We start from the raw sequence: 19780 nt of genomic DNA, 5'->3' as shown, positions 1-19780 counted from the left end.
CGCGCCTTTGTCCGGGTATCAGGGCCGCGCCCCATGCACCGTGTCCAATTTCCACCGAAAGGGAGAACCATGTCCTCCACCGCCACCAAGCACGTCGCCATCATCGGCGGCGGCATCCTCGGCGTCTCCACCGCTGTCCACCTGCTTCGCGAGGGCGCATCCGTGACTCTGTTGACCGAACGCGGCCTGGCCAGTGAAGCCACCGGCCGTTCGCTCTCGTGGCTCAACTCCGCTGGTGAACGGTCCACGCCCTACCACCAGCTCCGGCTCGCGGGCGTGGACCGGTACCGCACGCTTTTCGCAGCCGACCCCAGCCGGGAATGGCTGCAGTTCGGCGGCGGACTGATGTGGAACGCCCAAGGCCAGCGGGAGGTCACCGAGACGCGGCATGCGTACGAGAAGTCCATCGGCTACGACTCAAAGCTGCTGGCACCGGAAGGCATTGCGGCGTTCACGCCCGGCATTGACGCGGGCGCTGTTCCGGAAAACGCCATCTTTAACCCGGGTGAGGGCTGGGTCAGCCTGCCGGATCTCGTGGACTTCCTGATGGAGGAGTTCCATGGGCGAGGCGGCCGGCTAGTGCTGAACACCGGCAAGTCTTCCGTGGTGGTCGACGGCGGCCGGGCCGTAGGCGTCACCACGGCGGCGGGGGAGACGTACGACGCCGATGTGGTGCTGGTGGCGTGCGGGGCGGCGACACCCGCCGTCGTTGCTCCTTTGGGCGTGGAAATCCCCAACGGTTCCCCGGTGTCCATGCTGGTGCTGACCAAGCCCGTGGAACACGACGTCAAAGCCGTGCTGAACACGCCGCGGGCAGCCATTCGCCCCAACCCCGGCAGGACCTTCGCCCTGGACCATGACTGGTACGAGGAGCACATCACGGAACATGCAGACGGTTCGTTCAGCATCCCGGACGACGTGGTCCACGAACTTGCCGGCGAAGCCAGCAAGCTCATTGCCGGCAACCCGGAGCTGAAGCCCGCGGACTGGAAGATCGGCTACAAGCCGATTCCGGGCGACGGGGAGCCGGTGCTCGGCGAACTGGATCAGGTTCCCGGCTGCTTCGTGGCCTTCACACACTCCGGCGCCACGCTGGGGCTCGTCGTCGGCGAACTCCTCGCCGGCGAGATCCTGACCGGTGACAGGCACCCCATGCTGGCCACCTTCCGTCCGGCGCGGTTCTCCTGAGGCAGCGGTTCTCCTGATACAAGGAAGCGGAAGCCCCGCACCGCCCTCATGGGCAGGGTGATGCGGGGCTTCTTTGGCGAATCCTCCGGTCTGGGGTCCCGGAGTGCTTTCCTAAAGCTACCGGTCAGTAACTAAAAGTCAAGAGGCGGTCACAATCACGAGGCGGCTATCGGATGGCGGGGGCATGTGACATACGATACGAGTCACATGTCGTTGCCGTACCCCTGCAGGGAAGGCAATGCCGAATACTGCAGTCACGCCGTCTTTATCCCCGGGGTTAAAGGAGTTGCTGGGCGCATCTGATGCTGGGGGGCGGATGAAAACGGGCGTGAACCGAGGAATGCTTCGGCCGGGCGGGCGGCCGGGACCACGGTCGTGGCTGCTGTGGAGCATGTGGGTGTTCCTCGGCCTGTATCTGGCGGGTCTGATGCTGCACGGCGAGGGCTTCAACCCGGTCGTGGACCTCTGGCTGGGGATGCCGGCGTCGTGGGCGCCGGCAGCCGTAGCATGGCTGGCTGCCTACCGCGCCAAGAATCACCTGGCCCTTGGCTTGGTGGCGATGGCCCTGTCCGCGTTTGCTGCGGGGAGCACCGTCTACGTCTCCTCGCTGGCGGGGGCCAGTTCGCTGCCGTTCCCGTCACCCGCGGATATCGGCTACCTGATGTTTTATCCGCTGGTTCTCAGTGGATTGTTCGTCTATTTGCTCCCGCTGCGACAGCGGCTTGCGCGCTCCGTCATGCTGGACGCCGTCGTCGGCTCACTCGGTGCCGCTTCTGTCCTTGTGGTCCTGCTCAGCCCGCTCCTGTCTGCCGCAGGCGGGTTCCCCTCGTTCGCCACGTCCGTTGCGGTCGCCTATCCACTGCTGGATCTGGCGGTACTCGCCGTGACCGCCGGCATGGCGGCGGTGCCTGGCCTGGCCACCGGACGCAGCGGGATGATCCTGATGCTGGGGCTGATGGTGTTCGCCGCGGCCGATGTGGCCTACGCCTTCAGGCTCGAAAATGACACGTACTCCCTGGGCACACCCCTGGATGCCGGCTGGACAGCGGGCATGGGCCTCATCGCGACGTGGGCTAACGGTTTCACCCGGCAGGACGGAACAACCGAAGGTGCCAGTGAAGGCGCGTGGACGCCGGCGGTTCCGATGGCTGCCACCGCCGCCGGGCTCGGGGTCCTGATTGTGGGCACCGGGACACCGGTGCCGGAACTCGCCGTCGGACTGGCCGCGGCCACCCTGGTGTCTGCAGGCATCCGGACCCAGCTGGCCTTCCGCCAGCTGGTCACCCTTGCCGAGGTGCGCAGGCAGTCCAGGACGGATGAACTGACGGGCCTGCCGAACCGACGGGCCCTGTATGCCGACGCTCCCGGGCTGCTCGAGGCAACGCCGGGCGTCCCATGCGCCTTCCTGCTGCTGGATGCGGACCGGTTCAAGGAAATCAACGACAGTCTTGGCCATGACGTGGGGGACAGGCTGCTGATCCAGGTGAGTGAACGCCTCCGCCGCTGCCTGCGTCCGGGGGACCTGATAGCCCGGCTGGGCGGGGACGAGTTTGCCATTCTCCTGATCGACGCCGGCCTGGATGAGTCCGTCCAGACCGCCGAGCGGCTGCGGGCTGCCCTGAGCGAGCCGCTGACCCTCAAGGGCATTGCCGTGCAGGTCGGCATCAGCGTCGGCATCGCCTTGTTTCCGGAACAGGGGGAGGACCTGAAGACGCTGCTGCGCAAGGCGGACACAGCCATGTACCGTGCGAAGACGTCCCGCAGCGGGCACCACGTGTACGCCAGCGAGGACCAGAACCCGGGGGAGGAGAGGCTGCGGATGCTGCAGGAGCTGCGCACCGCCCTGGCTGAGGACCAGTTGGTGCTGCACTACCAGCCGAAGGTGGACGCGGTGAAAGGCGACGTGAAGGGCGTGGAAGCCCTGGTCCGCTGGAACCACCCCCGGCGTGGCCTGCTCGCACCCGACTCATTCCTTCTGCTCACGGAGGAAGCGGGGCTCATGACCGACCTGAACAGCAGGGTCCTCAGCCTGGCCCTCGACCAGGCTGCATGCTGGGAGGCGCGGGGACGTCCGCTGACAGTGGCGGTCAACCTTTCGGCCAGCAGCCTGATAGACGCGGAACTGCCCGAACGGATCGCCGCGATGCTCACGGAACGGGGCCTGGCCGAGTCCGCCCTGATGGTCGAAATCACCGAGGATTTCATGATGCCGGACCGCAGCCGCGCCAGGGACATCCTTTCCAGGCTGCAGGACAGCGGAATACAGATTGCCATCGACGATTTCGGCACGGGCTACAGCTCACTGGCCTACCTTCGGGACCTGCCCATCAACGAGCTGAAGCTTGACCGCTCCTTCATTGTGCCGATGACCCACTGTCCGCGGGCGGCAGCGCTGGTGGCTTCCACCATCAATCTCGCACACAGCCTGGGCCTGACCGTAGTTGCCGAAGGAGTGGAGGACGGGCCGGCACTGGAGCAGCTGGGCGGCTACGGATGCGACCAGGCGCAGGGCTTCCACATCCTTCGTCCCGTGCCGGCGGCCGAACTGGACGAATGGCTCACGGCGTCACGCCTGGACAGCGAGCTTCCCTCAGCGTGACCTGCTCAGCCGCCGGTTGCGCTTCCGGTGGCTGCAGGTCCGCCGGTCGGGGCCGGTGTGGTGGCCGGGGCGGACGACGGCGGGGTGTTCAGTGTGACGGTGACCGTTCCGTCGGGGGCAACGGCAGTCAGCCCGTACTCGTATTTCTGGGCTGTGCCCCCTGCCGTGCCCGGAAGCGGGTCGGTGGTGGGGAAACCGAGCGTGCGGGAAACCTTGAACTTGGCACCGATGGCACCTGCGACGATCCGGGGCCCCGCCTGGGCAGTCCACGTGATGGCGCCGCCCTGGAAGTTCTGCACCGCGCCCCCGCTGAAGGCGTACTCGTCGCCCGTGGGGTAGCCGAGCAGCCCCCGTTCGTAGCCCGACGCCGCCCAGGCGGACAGGATTCCGCCGCGGGTGATGTGCGCTCCCGTTGCCGGAGACCAGTGGATCCGGCCGCCCTGGAAGCTTTGATAGGCGCCGCCGTCCCTGAGGCCGCGGCCCTCATCCGACGTCGGATAGCCGAGCCGTCCGTTCTGCGCGCCGGCGGCGGCCCATTTGCTGCGGATGCCACCTCCGATAGTTCGCGCACCGCTTCCGCCGGACCAGAAGATCGACCCGCCGCCGAACACCTGGTATGCCCCGCCGCTGCGCAGTCCTGTCACCTCACGGGACGCGGGGCTGCCAAGCCAACTGGCCGGCCCGCCGGTCCGGGCATACTTGGCGGTGATGGCCCCGAACGGGTTGCTCGAGTATGGGGTGAAGACGTCGTCCACCGCACCCATGATGATGCGGTCTCCCGGCCGGTTGGTCCTGAGCAGGCGCGTCACCGTGGCCAGGCTTGTGGAGATGCAGCCGGCACTCGGGGCGCGGCCTGCGTGGAAGAAGATGGCGTACGACGCACCGAGAACGGTCTTTGAGTCCGGCGGCCGGTTGTAGTTGATGACAGCGGCCTGCTCGTAATAGCCCTGGTTCATGAAGGTCCAAAGATTCTCGTCGGCTTCGCCCCCGGCGCCTTCAAAGTACTGGTTGTAGTTCCCGTTCCACTCGCCGCCCCAGCGGGACCAGTAATTGATCTTGCGGTACCTCAGGGCGGTGCCGGGGTTGCTGCGTCCCAGCGCCTCCGTGAAACTGAACGAGCCGGTGGGTGACCGGTAGGTGTCCTCCCATTCACGGTTCTGCGCCGCGAACCCATACTGTCCGCCGTAGCCCCAGTCCTGCCATTCCTGGACGTAGCGGCTGCCGGAACGGACGCAGCCGGTGATGGTGAGCGGGCTGGTGTTGCGCGTGGTGGCCGTGGCAAAAGTGACCCGGTTCGCCCCGAAACCGGAAAACTTGGTCTGCCCGGCGCTGAGCCTTGCGCAGGGGTTGTAGACCTGCGCTGACGCATTCGCCGGCGGGGCCAGGGCCACGGTTCCGGCCGGAACGGCCAGCGCGAGAAGGGCAGCGACAAGGACTTTCAGAACAGACACGGCGGAGACCTTTGCCTATGGCGGCACCCGCATCCCCCGCGCGAACGCCATCCGGACACGAGCATATAGCCAGCGGTTCGTCAGGCCAGGATCTTCTTGTGGAAGAACACGAGGTAGTCGCGCGTGGCCTCCTCGAACCCGAAGTCCTGCCAGTACGCCCGCAATGCGGACTTCGCCTCCTCGTACTCCGGCGAGTCTGGCGCCGGGGACCCCTCACCGTCCGGTGCGGCGTGGACCACCACCAGGTTCACGGACCGGCCCACGGTTTCGACGATGGCGTTGAGCACCGAGTAGCCCGTCCTGCCGCCGCGGTATTCCGGGGAAATCTCGAGCGAGGAGACGATCATCAGGTCCCCGCCGTCCTGAAGGTACTCCCTGATCAGGTCGGGGCGGTCCGTGGTGAGCATCTCGACGGCCTTCCCCATCTCCGGGTCTGACTTGCCGGTGGTGAGGAAGAGGTTGATCATGCCGGCTTTGGGAACAACCTGGACGACGGCGCTGCCCAGCTGCCGTTCCGCGTCGCCGCCGGGCGTGGGAAGAGGGCAGCTCACCGCAACGTCCCAGCGCAGCGGATAGTCCACAGGGTCATGCTCCAGCCCGGGGGTGCCGCGGTACCGGAGCTTGTACTCAAAGAACAGCGATTCCGGGTCGATTACGGTCATGGCGCCGTCCTTGGGCTCGCAACGTTGCGTGTTAAGGAATTTTAGTCGCCCAGGCCTGCGTGAGGAACGGCATCAGCCCCGCAGCGCGCCCAGCCCGCTGATCAGCGCCTCAAGGCCAAGGGTGAAGGCGACGTCGGCCGGCCGTTCGTGCCCCTGCTCGGCCAGGCTCCGGACGGCGCCCGTGAAACTGGGCGTTGCCTCCGCCATGGTTCCGGGATCGAAAATGTCCGCCGGCGCGGTGACGTCGTAGGCCGAGCCGAAAATGAAGGACTCCAGCGCGACGATCGAAGAGACGATCCGCTCATCGGGAAAGCCGGCGTCGCGGAAGCCTGCGCTGACCGTTTCATACATGGCCAGGGTCTGCGGCGCGTCGGTCACCGGGAGCACGGCAATGACCGGAATCAGCGGCGTGTGCCGGGAGAATACGTCGCGGTAGCTCCACGCCCACGTCCGCACGGCGTCCTCCCACGGGCCGGCGCCGAAGGCCGAGACGTCCACCAGTGAGGCAAGGTGGTCCTCCACCAGCAGGAGCACGTCCCCCTTGGATTTCACGTGGTTGTAGAGGGCCGACGGCGCCACGTTCAGTGAGCGGGCCAGTGCGGCCATGGTCAGGCCGTCGTAGCCCTTCTTCTCGATAAGCCGCAGCGCGGCCTCCGTAATGCCGCCCTTGTCCAGCACGCCGCCCACGGGGCGTCCGGCGCGGCGCCGGTTGCCCTGGCGATCTGTTGCTGAGCCAGCCGTCGCTGAACCGGCTGTCGCTACGGCTGGTGATGCCGGCATGGCTGACCTTTCTGCGGATGAACGTCCTTTCGCATTATTCCATCAGCCTCTTCCGCTCCTGCGCCAAAGGCTCTATAGTTCTTATAAATGAATGGCATTCATTTAGTGGTTCGCATCACTTACGCGGCCACAGAGAAAGGACATCATGCTGAATCTTGACCGCGACGTAGTGATTGTCGGCGCCGGCCCCTCCGGCCTCACCGCTGCCCGCGAACTGAAAAAGGCGGGCCTGACCGTCACAGTACTGGAAGCCCGGGACCGCGTGGGCGGCCGGACGTGGACCGACACCGTGGACGGTGCCATGCTCGAGATCGGCGGCCAGTGGGTATCGCCGGACCAGACCGCGCTGCTGGCCCTGCTGGACGAGCTCGGGCTGGAAACCTACTCCCGCTACCGTGACGGGGAATCCGTGTACATCGGGGCGGGCGGCGCGCCGGTCCGCTACACGGGAGACATGTTCCCGGTCAGCGCCACCACGGCCGCCGAGATGGACAAACTCACCGACCTGCTGGACGAACTGGCGGCCGAGATCGGGCCCACCGAACCGTGGGCGCACCCCAAGGCGCGGGAGCTGGACACCATCTCCTTCCACCATTGGCTGCGCCAGAACTCCCCGGACGAGGAAGCCTGCAACAACATCGGGCTGTTCATCGCCGGCGGCATGCTCACCAAGCCGGCCCACGCCTTCTCCGCCCTGCAGGCCGTCCTGATGGCCGCGTCCGCCGGTTCCTTCAGCCACCTGACCGATGAGGACTTCATCCTGGACAAGCGGGTTATCGGAGGGATGCAGCAGGTCTCCCTGCTGCAGGCAGCGGAACTGGGTTCCGACGTCGTGCTTAACAGCCCCGTGCGCACCATCCACTGGGAGGCCGACGACGGAAGCGGCCACCGCGTCACCGCCGTCTCCGACCAGGCCACCGTCAACGCGCGCTTCGTGATCATGGCCGTCCCGCCCAACCTGTACTCCCGCGTTTCCTTCAACCCGCCGCTGCCGCGCCGCCAGCACCAGATGCACCAGCACCAGTCCCTCGGCCTGGTCATCAAGGTGCATGCCGTCTACAGCACGCCGTTCTGGCGCGAGGACGGGCTCTCCGGCACCGGGTTCGGCGCCGGATCACTGGTCCAGGAGGTCTACGACAACACCAACCACGGCGATACCCGCGGAACGCTCGTGGGCTTCATTTCCGACGAAAAGGCCGACGCCGTCTTCGAGCTTAGTGCTGACGAACGCCGGCGCGCCATCCTGGAATCGATCGCCGGCTTCCTCGGGGACAAGGCGCTGGAGCCCGAGGTGTACTACGAATCGGACTGGGGTTCTGAGGAGTGGACCCGCGGCGCGTACGCTGCCAGCTACGACCTCGGCGGCCTGCACCGGTACGGCAAGGACCAGCACGCGGCCGTCGGTCCCATCTACTGGTGCTCCTCCGACCTCGCGGCCGAGGGCTACCAGCACGTGGACGGAGCCGTCCGCATGGGCCAGTCCACCGCCGCCCGCATCGCCGAGGCTGCCGCAGCTGCGGCGCCCGAACTGGCGGACGCAACGGCCGCCGTCGTCTAACAGCGCCTCCAAACAGCAACGCGGGGTCACATAACGCCCAATCCGGCCCTCCGGATGGGCGCCAAGTGACCCCGCGTTGCTTTGGCTGTGGCTAGGCCTCTTTGACCTTCAGGGGTTCGATCTTGCCCATGATGAACAGGTAGTTCGCGGCGCCGACCAGCGACACCGCGCCGATGACTGCCAGCGGCGCGACGAACGAGCCCGTCTGGTCCACCAGCACGCCAATCAGGATTGGAGTGAAGATGCCGGCAAGGTTGGAGGCGAAGTTCTGCAGGCCGCCGATGGAACCCACGTGCCGGGAGCTCGGTGCCACGTCCGCAGGCAGCGACCAGATTCCGGTGGCGGCGACGGTCAGGCTGGAGTAGGCCACGGACAGCAGGGCGAGGGCCATCCACGCCTCGGGAACCATGGCGGCGAACATGATGACGGAGCCGCCGGCGAGGCCACCGGCAATGGCGGTCTTGCGGACCTTCGTCACGGAGGCTCCTGCACGGACAGCGCGGTCGGCGAGGTATCCGCCGAGCCAGCCGAACAGCACGGCGCAGATGCCGGGGATGGCGCCGAAGAAGCCCAGCTTCAGGAGGTCGAAGCCGCGTTCCTTCACCAGGTAGCTGGGGAAGAACGTGATGAAGAAATAGATGGCGCTGTTCAGGCAGAAGAAGCCGAACATCATGCTGAGCACCGTGCGGTACCTGAACAGGGACCGCCACGGCAGCTTCGCTGCGCCGGCATCATCACTTGCCTCGTCACGGGCGCCGCCTTCGCGGATGTACTCCACCTCGGCCGCATTGGCACCCCGGTGCTCGCCGGGGCTGCGGTAGTACTTCCACCACACGGTGGCCCAGATGATGCCTGCGATGCCGATGATGATGAACACCGCATGCCAGGAGGTGAGGGCAACGATCAGGGTGACAATCGGCAGTGCGATCACGGCGCCGACGCGGGATCCGGAGTCCCAGATGCTCGTGGCGAAGGCGCGTTCCCGGACCGGGAACCAGGTGGCCACCACCTTGGCGGCGGTGCTGGGGGCCGGGCTCTCGCCGACGCCCAGCAGGAACCTGGCCGCGAACAGCGTCCAAAAACTGGACGCGGCGGCAGTCACCATGGTGAAGGCGGACCACCACACCGCCGCCAGCGAGAATGAGCGGCGGGGGCCCACCTTGTCCACATACCAGCCGGCTGCGAGCTGGCAGAAGTCGTAGGCCCAGAAGAATGCGGCGAAAATAAGCCCCTGCTGGGTGGCGGTGAGTTCAAAGTCCTTGCCCATGAACGGCAGGGCGACGCTGAGGCTCGAGCGGTCGAGGTAGTTGATGCTGAGGCCGATGAAGGCGAGCCAGATGATGACCCAGCGCTTTCGGGTCATCAGGCGGGGTGCTGTTGCGGATGATGTGGCGGCGGTCTTGCTTCCGAGCGTAGTCATGCGGTCTCCTTCGACGTGAACATGGCTTCGGGTGCTGTGGGCACCGGCGGGAGGGGAAGACGCCGAAGAGGTCGGCGCCAAAATCATATAGGAATCTGGTTAATCATATAGATCAAGCGCCGCGGATCAAGTGTCCGTCCAAAAAACTTTGAGCGGGGGTGCCCGGGTGGGTGGCTTATGATTCCCCCAGCGAGTCCGGTCAGTCCAGAATCAAGAGGTAACCGCGTGCCACCACGTCAATCGTCCGAAACTTCCCGCGGAAAGGCTGCTGTCAGCGATGTGTATGCGTCGATGCGCGCAGCCATTCTCGAGGGTGACATGGCCCCGGGCGCGCGCATCAACATCGACGCGGTCGCACGCAGCCTCGGGGTTTCGCAAACGCCCGTGCGCGAGGTGCTCCAGCGTCTGGAAGGCGACAACCTGGTGGTCTACAGCCCCGGCCGCGGATACAGCACCACGCCGCTGCTCGATATCGCCGAGCTGCGCTCGCTGTTTGAGTTCCGGCTGCTCGTGGAGCCCTGGGCTGCCCGGGCCGCCGCCGTCGACCGGCTGGCCAATCCGGCGTCCGCCCTGGAGAAGGAGCTCGCCGGTTTCAGGAAGACCATGAAGGTCACCAAGGATCTCCGCCAGGACCTCGTGGCGCACGATACCCGCTTTCACGACACCATCCTGGCTGCGTCCGGCAATCCGGTAGTCAGGCACGCCTTCGCGCAGACCCACTGCCATCTCCACACCTTCCGGCTCTACCCTGCCGACGTGGATGGCGCCATCACCGTGGCGGAGCATTCCGCCGTCACGGACGCCATCGAGGCGTGTGATCCGGAGGGTGCCGAGGCGGCCATGACGCGGCACATCCGCAACTCCTTCGACAGGTTCGCCCAGGCCTTCGAGGGCGAGCTGGCCCCGCTGCAGGAAGTCGGTCCGCCGGGCAAGCGGATCATCAAATAGCGTCACCGGCAGCGGCGCCGGCAAGCCCCGACCCTTGTGGCCGGGGCTTTTTTGCGCCCGGAGGCCGCGAAGGTTTGGGTTTTGGTGCAGGGCAGGCTTGATCTGCATCACAGTTCCTATATGATTATCAGAATTCATATAGGAAATCGCCCCAATCCCCGGACCGACCCTGACCGGCCGGTCACACGACCCGAAAGAAGCGCCCATGCCTTCCATCACCTCCATCAACACCCAGGACGTCCGGTTTCCCACTTCGCTGGAACTGGACGGCTCGGACGCGGTCAACGTTGACCCCGACTACTCCGCCGCCTACCTGGTCATCCGCACCGACGCGGGCGACGAAGGCCACGGCTTCGTCTTCAGCTGCGGCCGCGGCAACGAGATCCTCACCGCGGCCATCGACGCCTACGCCCGCCTCCTCATGGGCCGCGACATCGACGAACTGATCTACGACCTGGGCGGCGCGTCCCGCCGGCTCATCCACGACTCGCAGCTGCGCTGGCTCGGCCCCGAGAAGGGCGTGACGCAGATGGCCTGCGGTGCGCTGGTCAGTGCCCTGTGGGACATCCGGGCCCGCCGCGAGAACAAGCCACTGTGGCTCCTGCTGAGCGAAATGACCCCCGAAGAGCTGGTCAGCGTCGTCGACTTCACCCACATCCGCGACGCCCTCAGCCCCGAGGAAGCACTGGAGATCCTGCGGGCCGGCCAGGACGGCAAGGCCGCCCGGATTGCCGCGCTCAAGGCCGACGGGTTCCCGGCATACACCACTTCGCCCGGCTGGCTGGGATACAGCGATGAGAAGCTGGTGCGGCTGAGCAAGGAGGCAGCCACCGAGGGCTTCTCGATGATCAAGCTCAAGGTGGGCGGCGACCTCGACGACGACCGCCGCCGCATGGCCCTTGCCCGCGAGGCCGTGGGCGACCTGCCGATCGCGATTGATGCGAACCAGCGCTGGGAAGTATCCGAGGCGATCAACTGGGTCAACGAGCTTGCCGGCTTCGATCCGTACTGGATCGAGGAGCCCACCAGTACGGACGACATCCTGGGCCACGCCGACATCCGGAAGGGCGTCGCTCCGGTCCGGGTGGCCACCGGGGAAGCCGTCGCCAGCCGCATTGTGTTCAAGCAGCTGCTGCAGGCTGGCGCCATCGACGTCCTGCAGCTCGATTCCACCCGCGTGGGCGGCGTCAACGAGAACATCGCCAACCTCCTGCTCGCGGCCAAGTTCGGCGTTCCGGTCTGCCCGCACGCCGGCGGTGTGGGCCTGTGCGAACTGGTCCAGCACTTCTCCTTCTTCGACTACGCCGCCGTCAGCGGCAGCCAGGAGGGCCGCATGATCGAATACGTCGACCACCTGCACGAGCACTTCGCCGAGCCGGTGCGGATCACCAACGGGCGGTACGCCGCTCCGGTTCTGCCCGGAACAGGGGCGGAGATGCTGAGCGCCTCCCGTGCCCGCTGGGAGTTCCCGGCCGGCGCCGGCTGGCAGGAAGTGGGCAGCCGCGCCGCCGTCACGGGCGCAAACCTTGCTCCCGCGGGGGCCGCCCAGTGACCGGCGGGGCCGCCGCGGCTGTCATCGCTGAATCCACCACCGCCGGGGAACTCAATGCGGCCGTCGAGGCGGCGCAGTCGGCCTTCGGCAAGGGCAGGACCGCAGCCCCGGCCACCCGTGCGGCCTGGCTTGAGGCCGTGGCCGCCGGCCTGGAGCAGGATGCCGAGACGCTGGTGGACATCGCCGCCCGGGAAACCCACCTAGGCGTTCCGCGGCTGGAGGGTGAGCTCAAGCGCACGGTCTTCCAGCTCCGGCTGTTCGCGGCCGAGATCCTGCAGGGTGAGCACTTCGATGCCACCATCGACCACGCGGACCCCGCGTGGGGCATGGGTCCCCGCCCTGACCTGCGGCGCTGCAACGTTCCGCTCGGCGTGGTGGGCATCTTTGGAGCGTCCAACTTTCCTTTTGCGTTCAGCGTAATGGGCGGGGACAGTGCCTCGGCGCTCGCCGCCGGCTGCGCCGTCGTGCACAAGGCGCACGATGGCCACCGCGGGCTTGCGGCCCGCACCGCGGAAACGGTGACCGCCGCGCTGGAAGAGGCCGGGGCGCCGTCGGGCCTGTTCGCCCTTGTTACCGGACGGCGTGCCGCCGAGGCACTCGTGGACCACCCGCTGGTGAAGGCCATCGGCTTCACGGGTTCGACGGCGGGTGGCCGGGCGCTGCTGGACCGCGCCGCCGCGCGGCCCGAGCCCATCCCGTTCTTTGGTGAACTGGGCGGCATCAACGCCGTTTTTGCCACGCCGAACGCCTGGGCGGCCCGCCGCGACGAAATCCTCGCAGGATACGCAGGCTCCTTCACCCTGGGCATGGGCCAGTTCTGCACCAAGCCCGGGCTGCTGTTCGTCCCCGCCGCAGCGTCCGCGGGGGAAGCGGACGAGCTCCGGCGTGTCCTGGCCGGCGGGCTCGCCGATTTCACGCCGGCGCAGCTGCTGAGCGAACGGCTGCACGGCGGCTACAGCGACGCCGTCCGCAGCCTCAGCGGCACCGACGGCGTGGACGTGCTGCTCGAGGGGGACTTCGCCGCAGCGCCGGCACCCACCGTCCTGCGCACCACTGCGGAAGCGGTGCGCAGCAACCCGGGCCTCCTGCGGCAGGAGATGTTCGGCCCGGCCAGCCTGGTGGTCGAATACACGGACGGGGCTGAGCTTCCGGGCCTCGCCGAACTGCTCGAGGGGCAGCTCACCACCACGCTCCAGGCTCTGGAGGACGACGACGTCACGGAGCTTGCTGCCCGGCTGACCGACATCAGTGGCCGGGTGCTGTGGAACGGCTGGCCCACCGGGGTCACCGTCAGTTACGCGCAGAACCATGGGGGCCCGTACCCGGCCACGACGTCGGCCACGACGTCCGTGGGGACGGCCGCCATCCGCCGCTTCCTGCGGCCGGTGGCCTACCAGTCGTTCCCTGCCGCCCGGCTGCCGGAACCACTGCGGGACAGCAACCCGTGGAGCGTGCCGCAGCGCGTGGACGGTGTCTGGCGCAGGCCATCGGATACCGGCATTGATGGCCAGGCCGGGGGCCAGCCGTGAGCGCCCCTTCAATTTCCGGGCGTTCAGTCCTTCCGGGGGGTTCAGTCCTTCCGGAGGACGCTGACCAGGCGCTGCTGATCGGCCGCGTGTGGGATCCTGAAACCGGAGGCCCGCGCGTGGCCGCGGTCAGCGGAGGCTCCGTCTTTGACCTGACCCGGGTAGCCGGCACAGTATCCGAACTGCTGGAGCTGCCCAACCCGGCGGCGGCCGTCCGCGCGGCGCTCACCGATCCGGTGCTGGCGGAACAGCGGTGGGTGACGGCCGACGTCGTCGGCTCTTCCCTGGCGGGGGACACCGCCCGCCCGTACCTGCTCGCCCCGGTGGACCTGCAGGTCATCAAGGCCTGCGGCGTAACGTTCGTGGACAGCATGATCGAGCGTGTCATCGAGGAACGGTGTGCCGGCGATGCCGGGCGTGCGGCCGGGATGCGCGAACTGGTGGGGAAAGCACTCGGCGGCAGCATCGCCATGGTCCGGCCCGGCTCCCCGGAGGCGGCCGAGGCCAAGCGGGTCCTGGTCGCCGAGGGGCTCTGGTCCCAGTACCTCGAGGTGGGAATCGGGCCGGACCCGGAGGTGTTCACTAAGGCCCCGGTGCTCTCCTCCGTGGGTCTGGGCGCCGGCATCGGAATTCCGTCGTTCTCCTCCTGGAACAACCCTGAGCCGGAACTGGTGCTGATCGCCACGTCCCGCGGCGAGGTGGTGGGAGCCACGCTCGGCAACGACGTCAACCTGCGCGACGTCGAAGGCCGCAGCGCCCTGCTGCTCGGCAAGGCCAAGGACAACAACGCGTCCAGCGCCCTGGGACCGCTGATCAGGCTTTTCGAGGGCGGTTTCACGCTCGATACCCTGCGCGGGGAGGAGATCCTGCTGCGCGTCGACGGGCCGGACGGCTACCTGCTCGAGGGGCGGAACACGCTCGCGAGGATCAGCAGGCCGTTCGAGGAGCTCGTGGCTGCGACCCGCGGCCGGCACCACCAGTACCCGGACGGCTTCGCCCTGTTCACCGGCACGCTGTTCGCGCCCACCCAGGACCGCGACGAGGCCGGACAGGGGTTCACGCACAAACACGGGGATGTTGTGACGATCCGCAGCCGCCACCTCGGCGCCCTCATCAACCGGGTGGGCGCGGCCGAGGACCTGCCGGAGTGGACCTTCGGCCTGCGCCAGCTGTTTGGCTACCTCGCGGGGCAACGGCAGTCCGAGGGTGCGGCCACCGGCCGTCAGATGCAGGAGTAGTCGTAGTCGAAGCCGCCGGAGATGTACTGGGTGAGGAAGACCGCGCCGCCGCCGGTCAGCGGGGCACTGGAACAGTTGCGGCTGGCCGCGGTCAGCGTCCTGGCCCCGGCCAGCCAGCTGGGGAGCGTGTACAGCGGGCTGGTTGCCGGGACGGTGCCGGCGATCTGCGCCCACTGCGTGGCGGTGGAGTAGATCCCGGTCTTGGCATTGATGCTGCCGAAGAAGGCGACCATTCCCTCCAGGTCAGCCCGGTTGGCCGCCTTGTCGGCGGACCAGGAGTTGCCGGTTTCCACGTCCAGCCACCAGGTGTAGCTGGACGGGCTGCTGATGCCGCGGATGTACGCGTCGTCGTAGGCCTTGGCCCAGCCGTACATGTAGGAGCAGGCCGGGCCAACCTCGTTCGCTTTGCACTGGCCGTACGGGTTAAAAACCGCCGTTCCGGCATAGGTGTTGCTGGTGGGCCACCAGCTGCCGGCCAATCCGGGGTTTGCGGTGTTGACGTACAGTGCCACCTTGGGCTGTCCCGTGCTGCCAGACGAGGACCCAGCCCACGTCAGCTGGGTTGCCAGGCACGGGTTCGTGGTGTTTGCCAGGCCGTTGTTGACCCCCACAATCCCGAACGCCTGCCCCTTCGGCAGGGCCTTGCCGCATTGGGGCCAGGAAACATCATTGCCGACTCCCGAAGCGGCTGCCTCTGCCGGGACGGCCGGAAGCAGCATCAGCAGGACGGCGGCGGCCAGTGCCGGGAGCCACCGGAAACGGGACAGAACGGTTCGAGTAGCGGACATGGCCGGCCTTCCTTTGACGGCAACACAACGAAGCACAAGCATCGGTGCCGAAGGAGGCCGGGTCAAGAGGCCCCGCAACCGGGCCTGCGTTCAGCGGCCGCCCTTCCGGGTGTAGTCCGCGCCGTCGTAATGGATTCTCAGTGCGGTGATCTTGCCGTCGCTGAGGCTGAAGAATTCCGCGAAGCGCACGGTCAAAGCCTTGCGCCCCTCTACGTTTGCCGGCCAGCGGGCCTTCGAACTCCAGGTCATCAGCGAGGAGCGTTCCAAGCTCTCCGGCCGGATCGTAGGCTTCGATTTCCCGCGCTGAGGATCCGGTAGTACGCCTGGAGGACTTCCGGTGCTGCGGCGATTAGCGCGGTCATCTGCCGGCCCCCTGCCAGCTGACGGGCAACTCCTTGACCCCGTAAACGATGGTGCTGTCCATCCGTTCCAGGTGCGCTCCGGGGGTGAGGGCAAGTCCGGGGAGCCGCTGCAGAATGCCCTGCAGGGCGGTCCTGGCTTCAAGCCTGGCCAGCGGTGCGCCGAGACAGAAGTGGATGCCGTGGCCGAAGGCCAGGTGCCGGTTGGGTGTCCGGCCGACGTCGAACACTTCAGGGTGCTCGAACTGGCGTTCGTCGCGGTTGGCCGAACCGATCCAGGCCACCAGCGGGGCGCCGGGCGGAACCTGGAGTCCGGCCAAGGTGGTGCCGGCGGATGTCACCCGGTACATCGACTGGACGGGAGAGCGGTAACGAAGCACTTCCTCTATGGCCTGCGGGAGCAGCGCCGGTTCGGCGCGGAGCCGTTCCAGAGTCTCCGGCGCTTCGGTGAAACAGAGGACCGCGTTGCCGATCAGGTTGGTGGTGGTTTCATTGCCGGCCACCAGCAGCAGGGCGCAGAATCCCAGCAGCTCAGGCACGCTGAGCTTCTGACCGTCGATCTCGGCCACGAGCAGGTTGCTGATCAGGTCGTTTCCGGGGCTGCGCCTGCGGTGTTCGATGAGGGCCAGGAAGTATTCGGTCATTTCCCGGTTAGTGGAGCTGTGGTCGGCGGTCCGGGCTCCGGCCTGGGTCTGGCTGACGATGACGTCCGACCAGGTTTTGAAGCGGTCGCGGTCCTCGGCGGGGATGCCCATGAGCTCCGCGATCACGATCACCGGCAGAGGGTAGGCCAGCTCGTCGATGAGGTCGGCCGAGCCCTTGGGGGCAATCGCATCCAGCAGCTCTTCCGTCAGCGCCGAGATGCGGGGAGCAAGCGCTTCGACTGCCCGGGGCGTGAACGCCTGGGTCACCAGGGAACGCAGCTGCCGGTGCCGGGGCGGGTCGGCCGTGATCAGGCTCGCAGCGAAGAGCTGGCCTGTTTCGGACGGCTCGTCCCCTCCCATCCTCGACGAGAAGGTGCCGTGTTCGGACAGAACCCGCTCGACGTCGTCGTACCGGAACACGTGCCAGCTTCCGGACTGCTCGTCGTGGAAGACGGGAGCGGATTCACGCATCCTCCCGTAGTGCGGGAAGGGGTTCAGTGGTGACTCGTCATCGCGTCGCGCGTCCATGGCTGGCCTCCCTGGGACAACTGGCCGGTAGGAGCCGAGTCTATGCCGCGAGGGCGCCAGCCGTCAGTAGCGCGGGCCGGACATCGCCAGGCGGGGGTCAACCAAAGAGCCAGGCCGCCCCCAGCAGCAGCGGGACAGCCAGTGCCGATGTGACCACCGCCGTGGACTGGGCAAGGTTCTGGCCCACGCCGTAACGGACCGCGTAGAGGACCACGTTCTGGCCCGTGGGCAGGATCGCGCAGGCCGTGACCACGAAGGTGCTGAAGGTGTCGAGATGGAACACCAGCACGGCCAGCAGCCAGGCGAGCAGAGGCTGGACGCCTGACTTAAGGACGACGGCGAACAGGGTGGGAACGCGGTCCACCGTGCCTTGGCGGGCTGAGAGGCCGTGGAGCGACATGCCGAAGATGATCAGCATCAGGGGGACGGTCAGCTGGGCAACCAGCTTCAGGGGATCCAGCACCAGGGCAGGAAGCTCAATGCCGGACGCGCTGACGATGACGCCGAGAATGGCAGCCACCGTGACGGGGTTGCGCAGGGGAGTGGACAGGATGCTCCACACAGACGCCCTTTTTCCTTCAGGATCCGTCAGGTCCAGGATGGTCAGCGCCACCGGGGTCAACAGGGCCAGCTGGAACAGCATGATGGGGGTGACGAAGGTGGCACTGCCGAGGATGTACAGCGACAGTGGGACGCCGAGGTTGGTGGAATTGACGATGCCCGTGGACAGCGCGCCGATGGTGGTCCGCCGGACGCCCCATCTGCCGATGAGCCCGCTGAGTGTGAACAGTGCCATGACGCACAGTGCGGTGACGACGGAGATGAGGCCCGTCTGGCTGAGGATCTCGGAAATGTGCCGGGACGCGATCGTGGAGAACATCAGGCTGGGCAGCCCCACCATGAAGGTCAGGGTGGAAAGCACCTTCGTCCCGTGCGGACCGAGGGCGTTCGTCCTCGCCAGGATGTAGCCGACGAGCAGAACCACGCCCACCACAAAGAATCCCTTTAAGACGCCATCCAAGCCGCTGTCCTCAACCGTCTGTTCCGCCATTACGACGCCGGGTGGCGCGCTTATCTAAGACTACAGTGTTATTTAGTGTCGGCTGGCGTTCGGAAGGGCTTGGCGCCCAAGCACAGGCCGGTCAGTCGCCGGGGTTTCGCAGGCCCTGAAGGGCGCTCCAGTAGAGGCGGCTGCACCGCTGCACAAGCTGTTCGTCCGGCATGCTGGACACCGCCCGGAAGTCCATGATTTCCCGTGAATTGAACATGGCATTGAACAGGGACAGCGCGTATGGAAGCTGCTCCGCGTCAATGTTGGCCTCATCGAGCAGCTGGCGGACGGGCGGTCCCCACACCCGCTCCAGGGCCTGGGCGTGGGGTTCGCCCGCCTGCAGCCGCGTCAGGAATCCTTCGCGGGAACGGACCAGAACCATGGCCGGGCCATATTCGGCCACCACCCTAAGCCACTGCGCCATGGTGTCCTGGAAAAGGTCCATGCCCGTACTCGCAAGGCTCTTCGTTGATTCGTGGAGCTCGTCGATGACGCTCAGCATGAACTTGCGGTGCAGCTCATCGAGCGTCGGGAAGTACCGGTATGCGGTTGCCAGCGAGAGGCCGGCGCGTTCAGCCACGGCGGGCATGGTGGCCGAGTCCGGGTCCTCGCGGAGAAGTTCGCCGACGGCCACCACGAGCTCCTGCTGGTTGCGGATGGAATCCTGCCGCAGGCGCCGCTGCCGTGGCGCCGCTGCTGGCTTCATGCGTCCTGCCCCTCCGTTGGTCGGTGCCCTGAGCGGGTCGGTTCCCTGTTTAGACGATAAGCCACCGCCGGCGCCCACAAAAAAGGCGGGTTCCGTGCGGAACCCGCCTTTTCAGCGCTGCAGCCTGCTACAGCCCGAGGCCGCCGAGCTTGTCCCCCAGCCCTCCGGGCAGCTTGCCCAGCAGTTCTGCGGGGTTGATGCCGAGCTGCGAGAGCAGGCCGGCGTGTTGGTCGGTGTCCACCTGGTCGGGCAGCTCGGTGTCGCCGGCAAAGCACCCGGACCCGCTGAGGTGCGGACTAGGCCTTGCCGCTGGCAACGACGGACGCCAGCGCGGCCAGGCCCTTCTCGTAGTCACCGCCCACCATCTTGTCCAGGTTCATGAACAGGCCGAACAGCTTGCCGATGCCTTTGTGTTCGCCTGCCATGCTCCAGGTGACGCGGGTGCCGCCGCCCTCCGGTTCGAAGGTGAAGGTGGTGGGGTTCACGCCGGGGAACGGCTTGGTGAACTCCAGCCGGATCCGGATGACTTCCGGTTCCCGCGATTCGGTGATCTCCATGTTCCCGGCGCCGGCTTTACGGTTGCCGCTCCAGGCATACTTGGCGCCGACACCGGATTCCGCACCGGAGTAGGTCCGCTTCATGTCCGGGTCCAGGGTCTCCCACGGCGACCACTTGGGCCATTCACGGAAGTCGTTGACCAGCGGAAACACGTCCTTGGCGGGCGCGGGGATGACTGTGCTGCGCGTGACTGAGTACGTTGACATGGCCCCATCCTAGGGCCG

The 19780-nt window shown here is 67.0% G+C and carries 16 protein-coding genes and 1 pseudogene; 7 read left to right on the top strand and 10 right to left on the bottom strand.

Features of this window, described 5'->3' with window-relative positions:
* Positions 1-69: 69 nt before the first annotated feature.
* Complete coding sequence (locus ACFRAH_RS08865) at positions 70-1188, top strand: NAD(P)/FAD-dependent oxidoreductase (protein WP_377990530.1); 1119 nt, start codon at positions 70-72, stop codon at positions 1186-1188.
* Positions 1189-1516: 328 nt separating this feature from the next.
* Positions 1517-3787 (top strand): putative bifunctional diguanylate cyclase/phosphodiesterase, encoded by a 2271-nt coding sequence (locus tag ACFRAH_RS08860; protein WP_377990529.1) that lies wholly within the window; start codon positions 1517-1519, stop codon positions 3785-3787.
* A gap of 5 nt (positions 3788-3792) precedes the next feature.
* Here ACFRAH_RS08860 and ACFRAH_RS08855 read toward each other — a convergent pair whose 3' ends face one another.
* From ACFRAH_RS08855 to ACFRAH_RS08845, 3 genes are all read right to left on the bottom strand, one after another.
* Positions 3793-5238 carry a hypothetical protein gene (locus ACFRAH_RS08855; protein WP_377990528.1) on the bottom strand — a complete coding sequence of 482 codons (1446 nt, stop codon included), beginning with the start codon at positions 5236-5238 and terminating at the stop codon, positions 3793-3795.
* Positions 5239-5318: 80 nt separating this feature from the next.
* The gene (locus ACFRAH_RS08850; protein ID WP_377990527.1) at positions 5319-5900 is read right to left on the bottom strand and encodes a hypothetical protein; all 582 of its coding nucleotides are present in this window, start codon (positions 5898-5900) and stop codon (positions 5319-5321) included.
* 72 nt (positions 5901-5972) lie between these two features.
* A complete protein-coding gene (locus ACFRAH_RS08845) occupies positions 5973-6680 on the bottom strand; it encodes a TetR/AcrR family transcriptional regulator (RefSeq protein WP_377990526.1) in 708 nt (235 codons plus the stop codon).
* Positions 6681-6813: 133 nt separating this feature from the next.
* Here ACFRAH_RS08845 and ACFRAH_RS08840 point away from each other — a divergent pair.
* Positions 6814-8238, top strand: a pseudogene (locus ACFRAH_RS08840) (flavin monoamine oxidase family protein); the annotation flags it as partial.
* 91 nt (positions 8239-8329) lie between these two features.
* Here the strand turns inward: ACFRAH_RS08840 and ACFRAH_RS08835 are convergent.
* Positions 8330-9658: an MFS transporter gene (locus ACFRAH_RS08835; protein WP_377990525.1), complete on the bottom strand. Its 1329-nt coding sequence runs from the start codon at positions 9656-9658 to the stop codon at positions 8330-8332.
* Between the two features lie 225 nt (positions 9659-9883).
* Between ACFRAH_RS08835 and ACFRAH_RS08830 the strand changes: the two genes are divergently transcribed.
* From ACFRAH_RS08830 to ACFRAH_RS08815, 4 genes are all read left to right on the top strand, one after another.
* Positions 9884-10606 (top strand): GntR family transcriptional regulator, encoded by a 723-nt coding sequence (locus ACFRAH_RS08830; RefSeq protein WP_377990524.1) that lies wholly within the window; start codon positions 9884-9886, stop codon positions 10604-10606.
* A gap of 205 nt (positions 10607-10811) precedes the next feature.
* Entirely contained in the window at positions 10812-12158 is a 1347-nt protein-coding gene (locus tag ACFRAH_RS08825) for an L-fuconate dehydratase (protein ID WP_377990523.1), read from the top strand.
* Positions 12155-13687, top strand: coding sequence for an aldehyde dehydrogenase (NADP(+)) (locus ACFRAH_RS08820; RefSeq protein ID WP_377990522.1), 1533 nt, complete (start codon positions 12155-12157; stop codon positions 13685-13687). Before ACFRAH_RS08825 ends, ACFRAH_RS08820 begins: the two co-directional genes overlap by 4 nt.
* Positions 13684-14922, top strand: a complete 1239-nt coding sequence (locus ACFRAH_RS08815) for a fumarylacetoacetate hydrolase family protein (RefSeq protein WP_377990521.1) — start codon at positions 13684-13686, stop codon at positions 14920-14922. Before ACFRAH_RS08820 ends, ACFRAH_RS08815 begins: the two co-directional genes overlap by 4 nt.
* On the opposite strand, the gene ACFRAH_RS08810 is transcribed toward ACFRAH_RS08815, so the two are convergent.
* From ACFRAH_RS08810 to ACFRAH_RS08785, 6 genes are all read right to left on the bottom strand, one after another.
* The gene (locus ACFRAH_RS08810) at positions 14907-15710 is read right to left on the bottom strand and encodes a hypothetical protein (protein WP_377990520.1); all 804 of its coding nucleotides are present in this window, start codon (positions 15708-15710) and stop codon (positions 14907-14909) included. The two genes, ACFRAH_RS08815 and ACFRAH_RS08810, sit on opposite strands and share 16 nt — an antisense overlap.
* Positions 15711-15800: 90 nt before the next feature.
* Positions 15801-15959 carry a hypothetical protein gene (locus ACFRAH_RS08805; protein WP_377990519.1) on the bottom strand — a complete coding sequence of 53 codons (159 nt, stop codon included), beginning with the start codon at positions 15957-15959 and terminating at the stop codon, positions 15801-15803.
* Positions 15960-16068: 109 nt separating this feature from the next.
* Positions 16069-17241 carry a cytochrome P450 gene (locus ACFRAH_RS08800; RefSeq protein ID WP_377990518.1) on the bottom strand — a complete coding sequence of 391 codons (1173 nt, stop codon included), beginning with the start codon at positions 17239-17241 and terminating at the stop codon, positions 16069-16071.
* A gap of 97 nt (positions 17242-17338) precedes the next feature.
* The gene (locus ACFRAH_RS08795; protein WP_377990517.1) at positions 17339-18262 is read right to left on the bottom strand and encodes an AEC family transporter; all 924 of its coding nucleotides are present in this window, start codon (positions 18260-18262) and stop codon (positions 17339-17341) included.
* Positions 18263-18383: 121 nt separating this feature from the next.
* Entirely contained in the window at positions 18384-18998 is a 615-nt protein-coding gene (locus ACFRAH_RS08790) for a TetR/AcrR family transcriptional regulator (RefSeq protein ID WP_377990516.1), read from the bottom strand.
* A gap of 296 nt (positions 18999-19294) precedes the next feature.
* Positions 19295-19762 carry an SRPBCC family protein gene (locus ACFRAH_RS08785; protein ID WP_377990515.1) on the bottom strand — a complete coding sequence of 156 codons (468 nt, stop codon included), beginning with the start codon at positions 19760-19762 and terminating at the stop codon, positions 19295-19297.
* Positions 19763-19780 lie beyond the last annotated feature (18 nt).

Source organism: Arthrobacter sp. NPDC056727 (genome assembly GCF_042790555.1).
Lineage (GTDB): Bacteria > Actinomycetota > Actinomycetes > Actinomycetales > Micrococcaceae > Arthrobacter.
The sequence above is the reverse complement of the archived record's forward strand: the minus strand, read 5'-3'. Positions and strand labels throughout refer to the sequence as shown.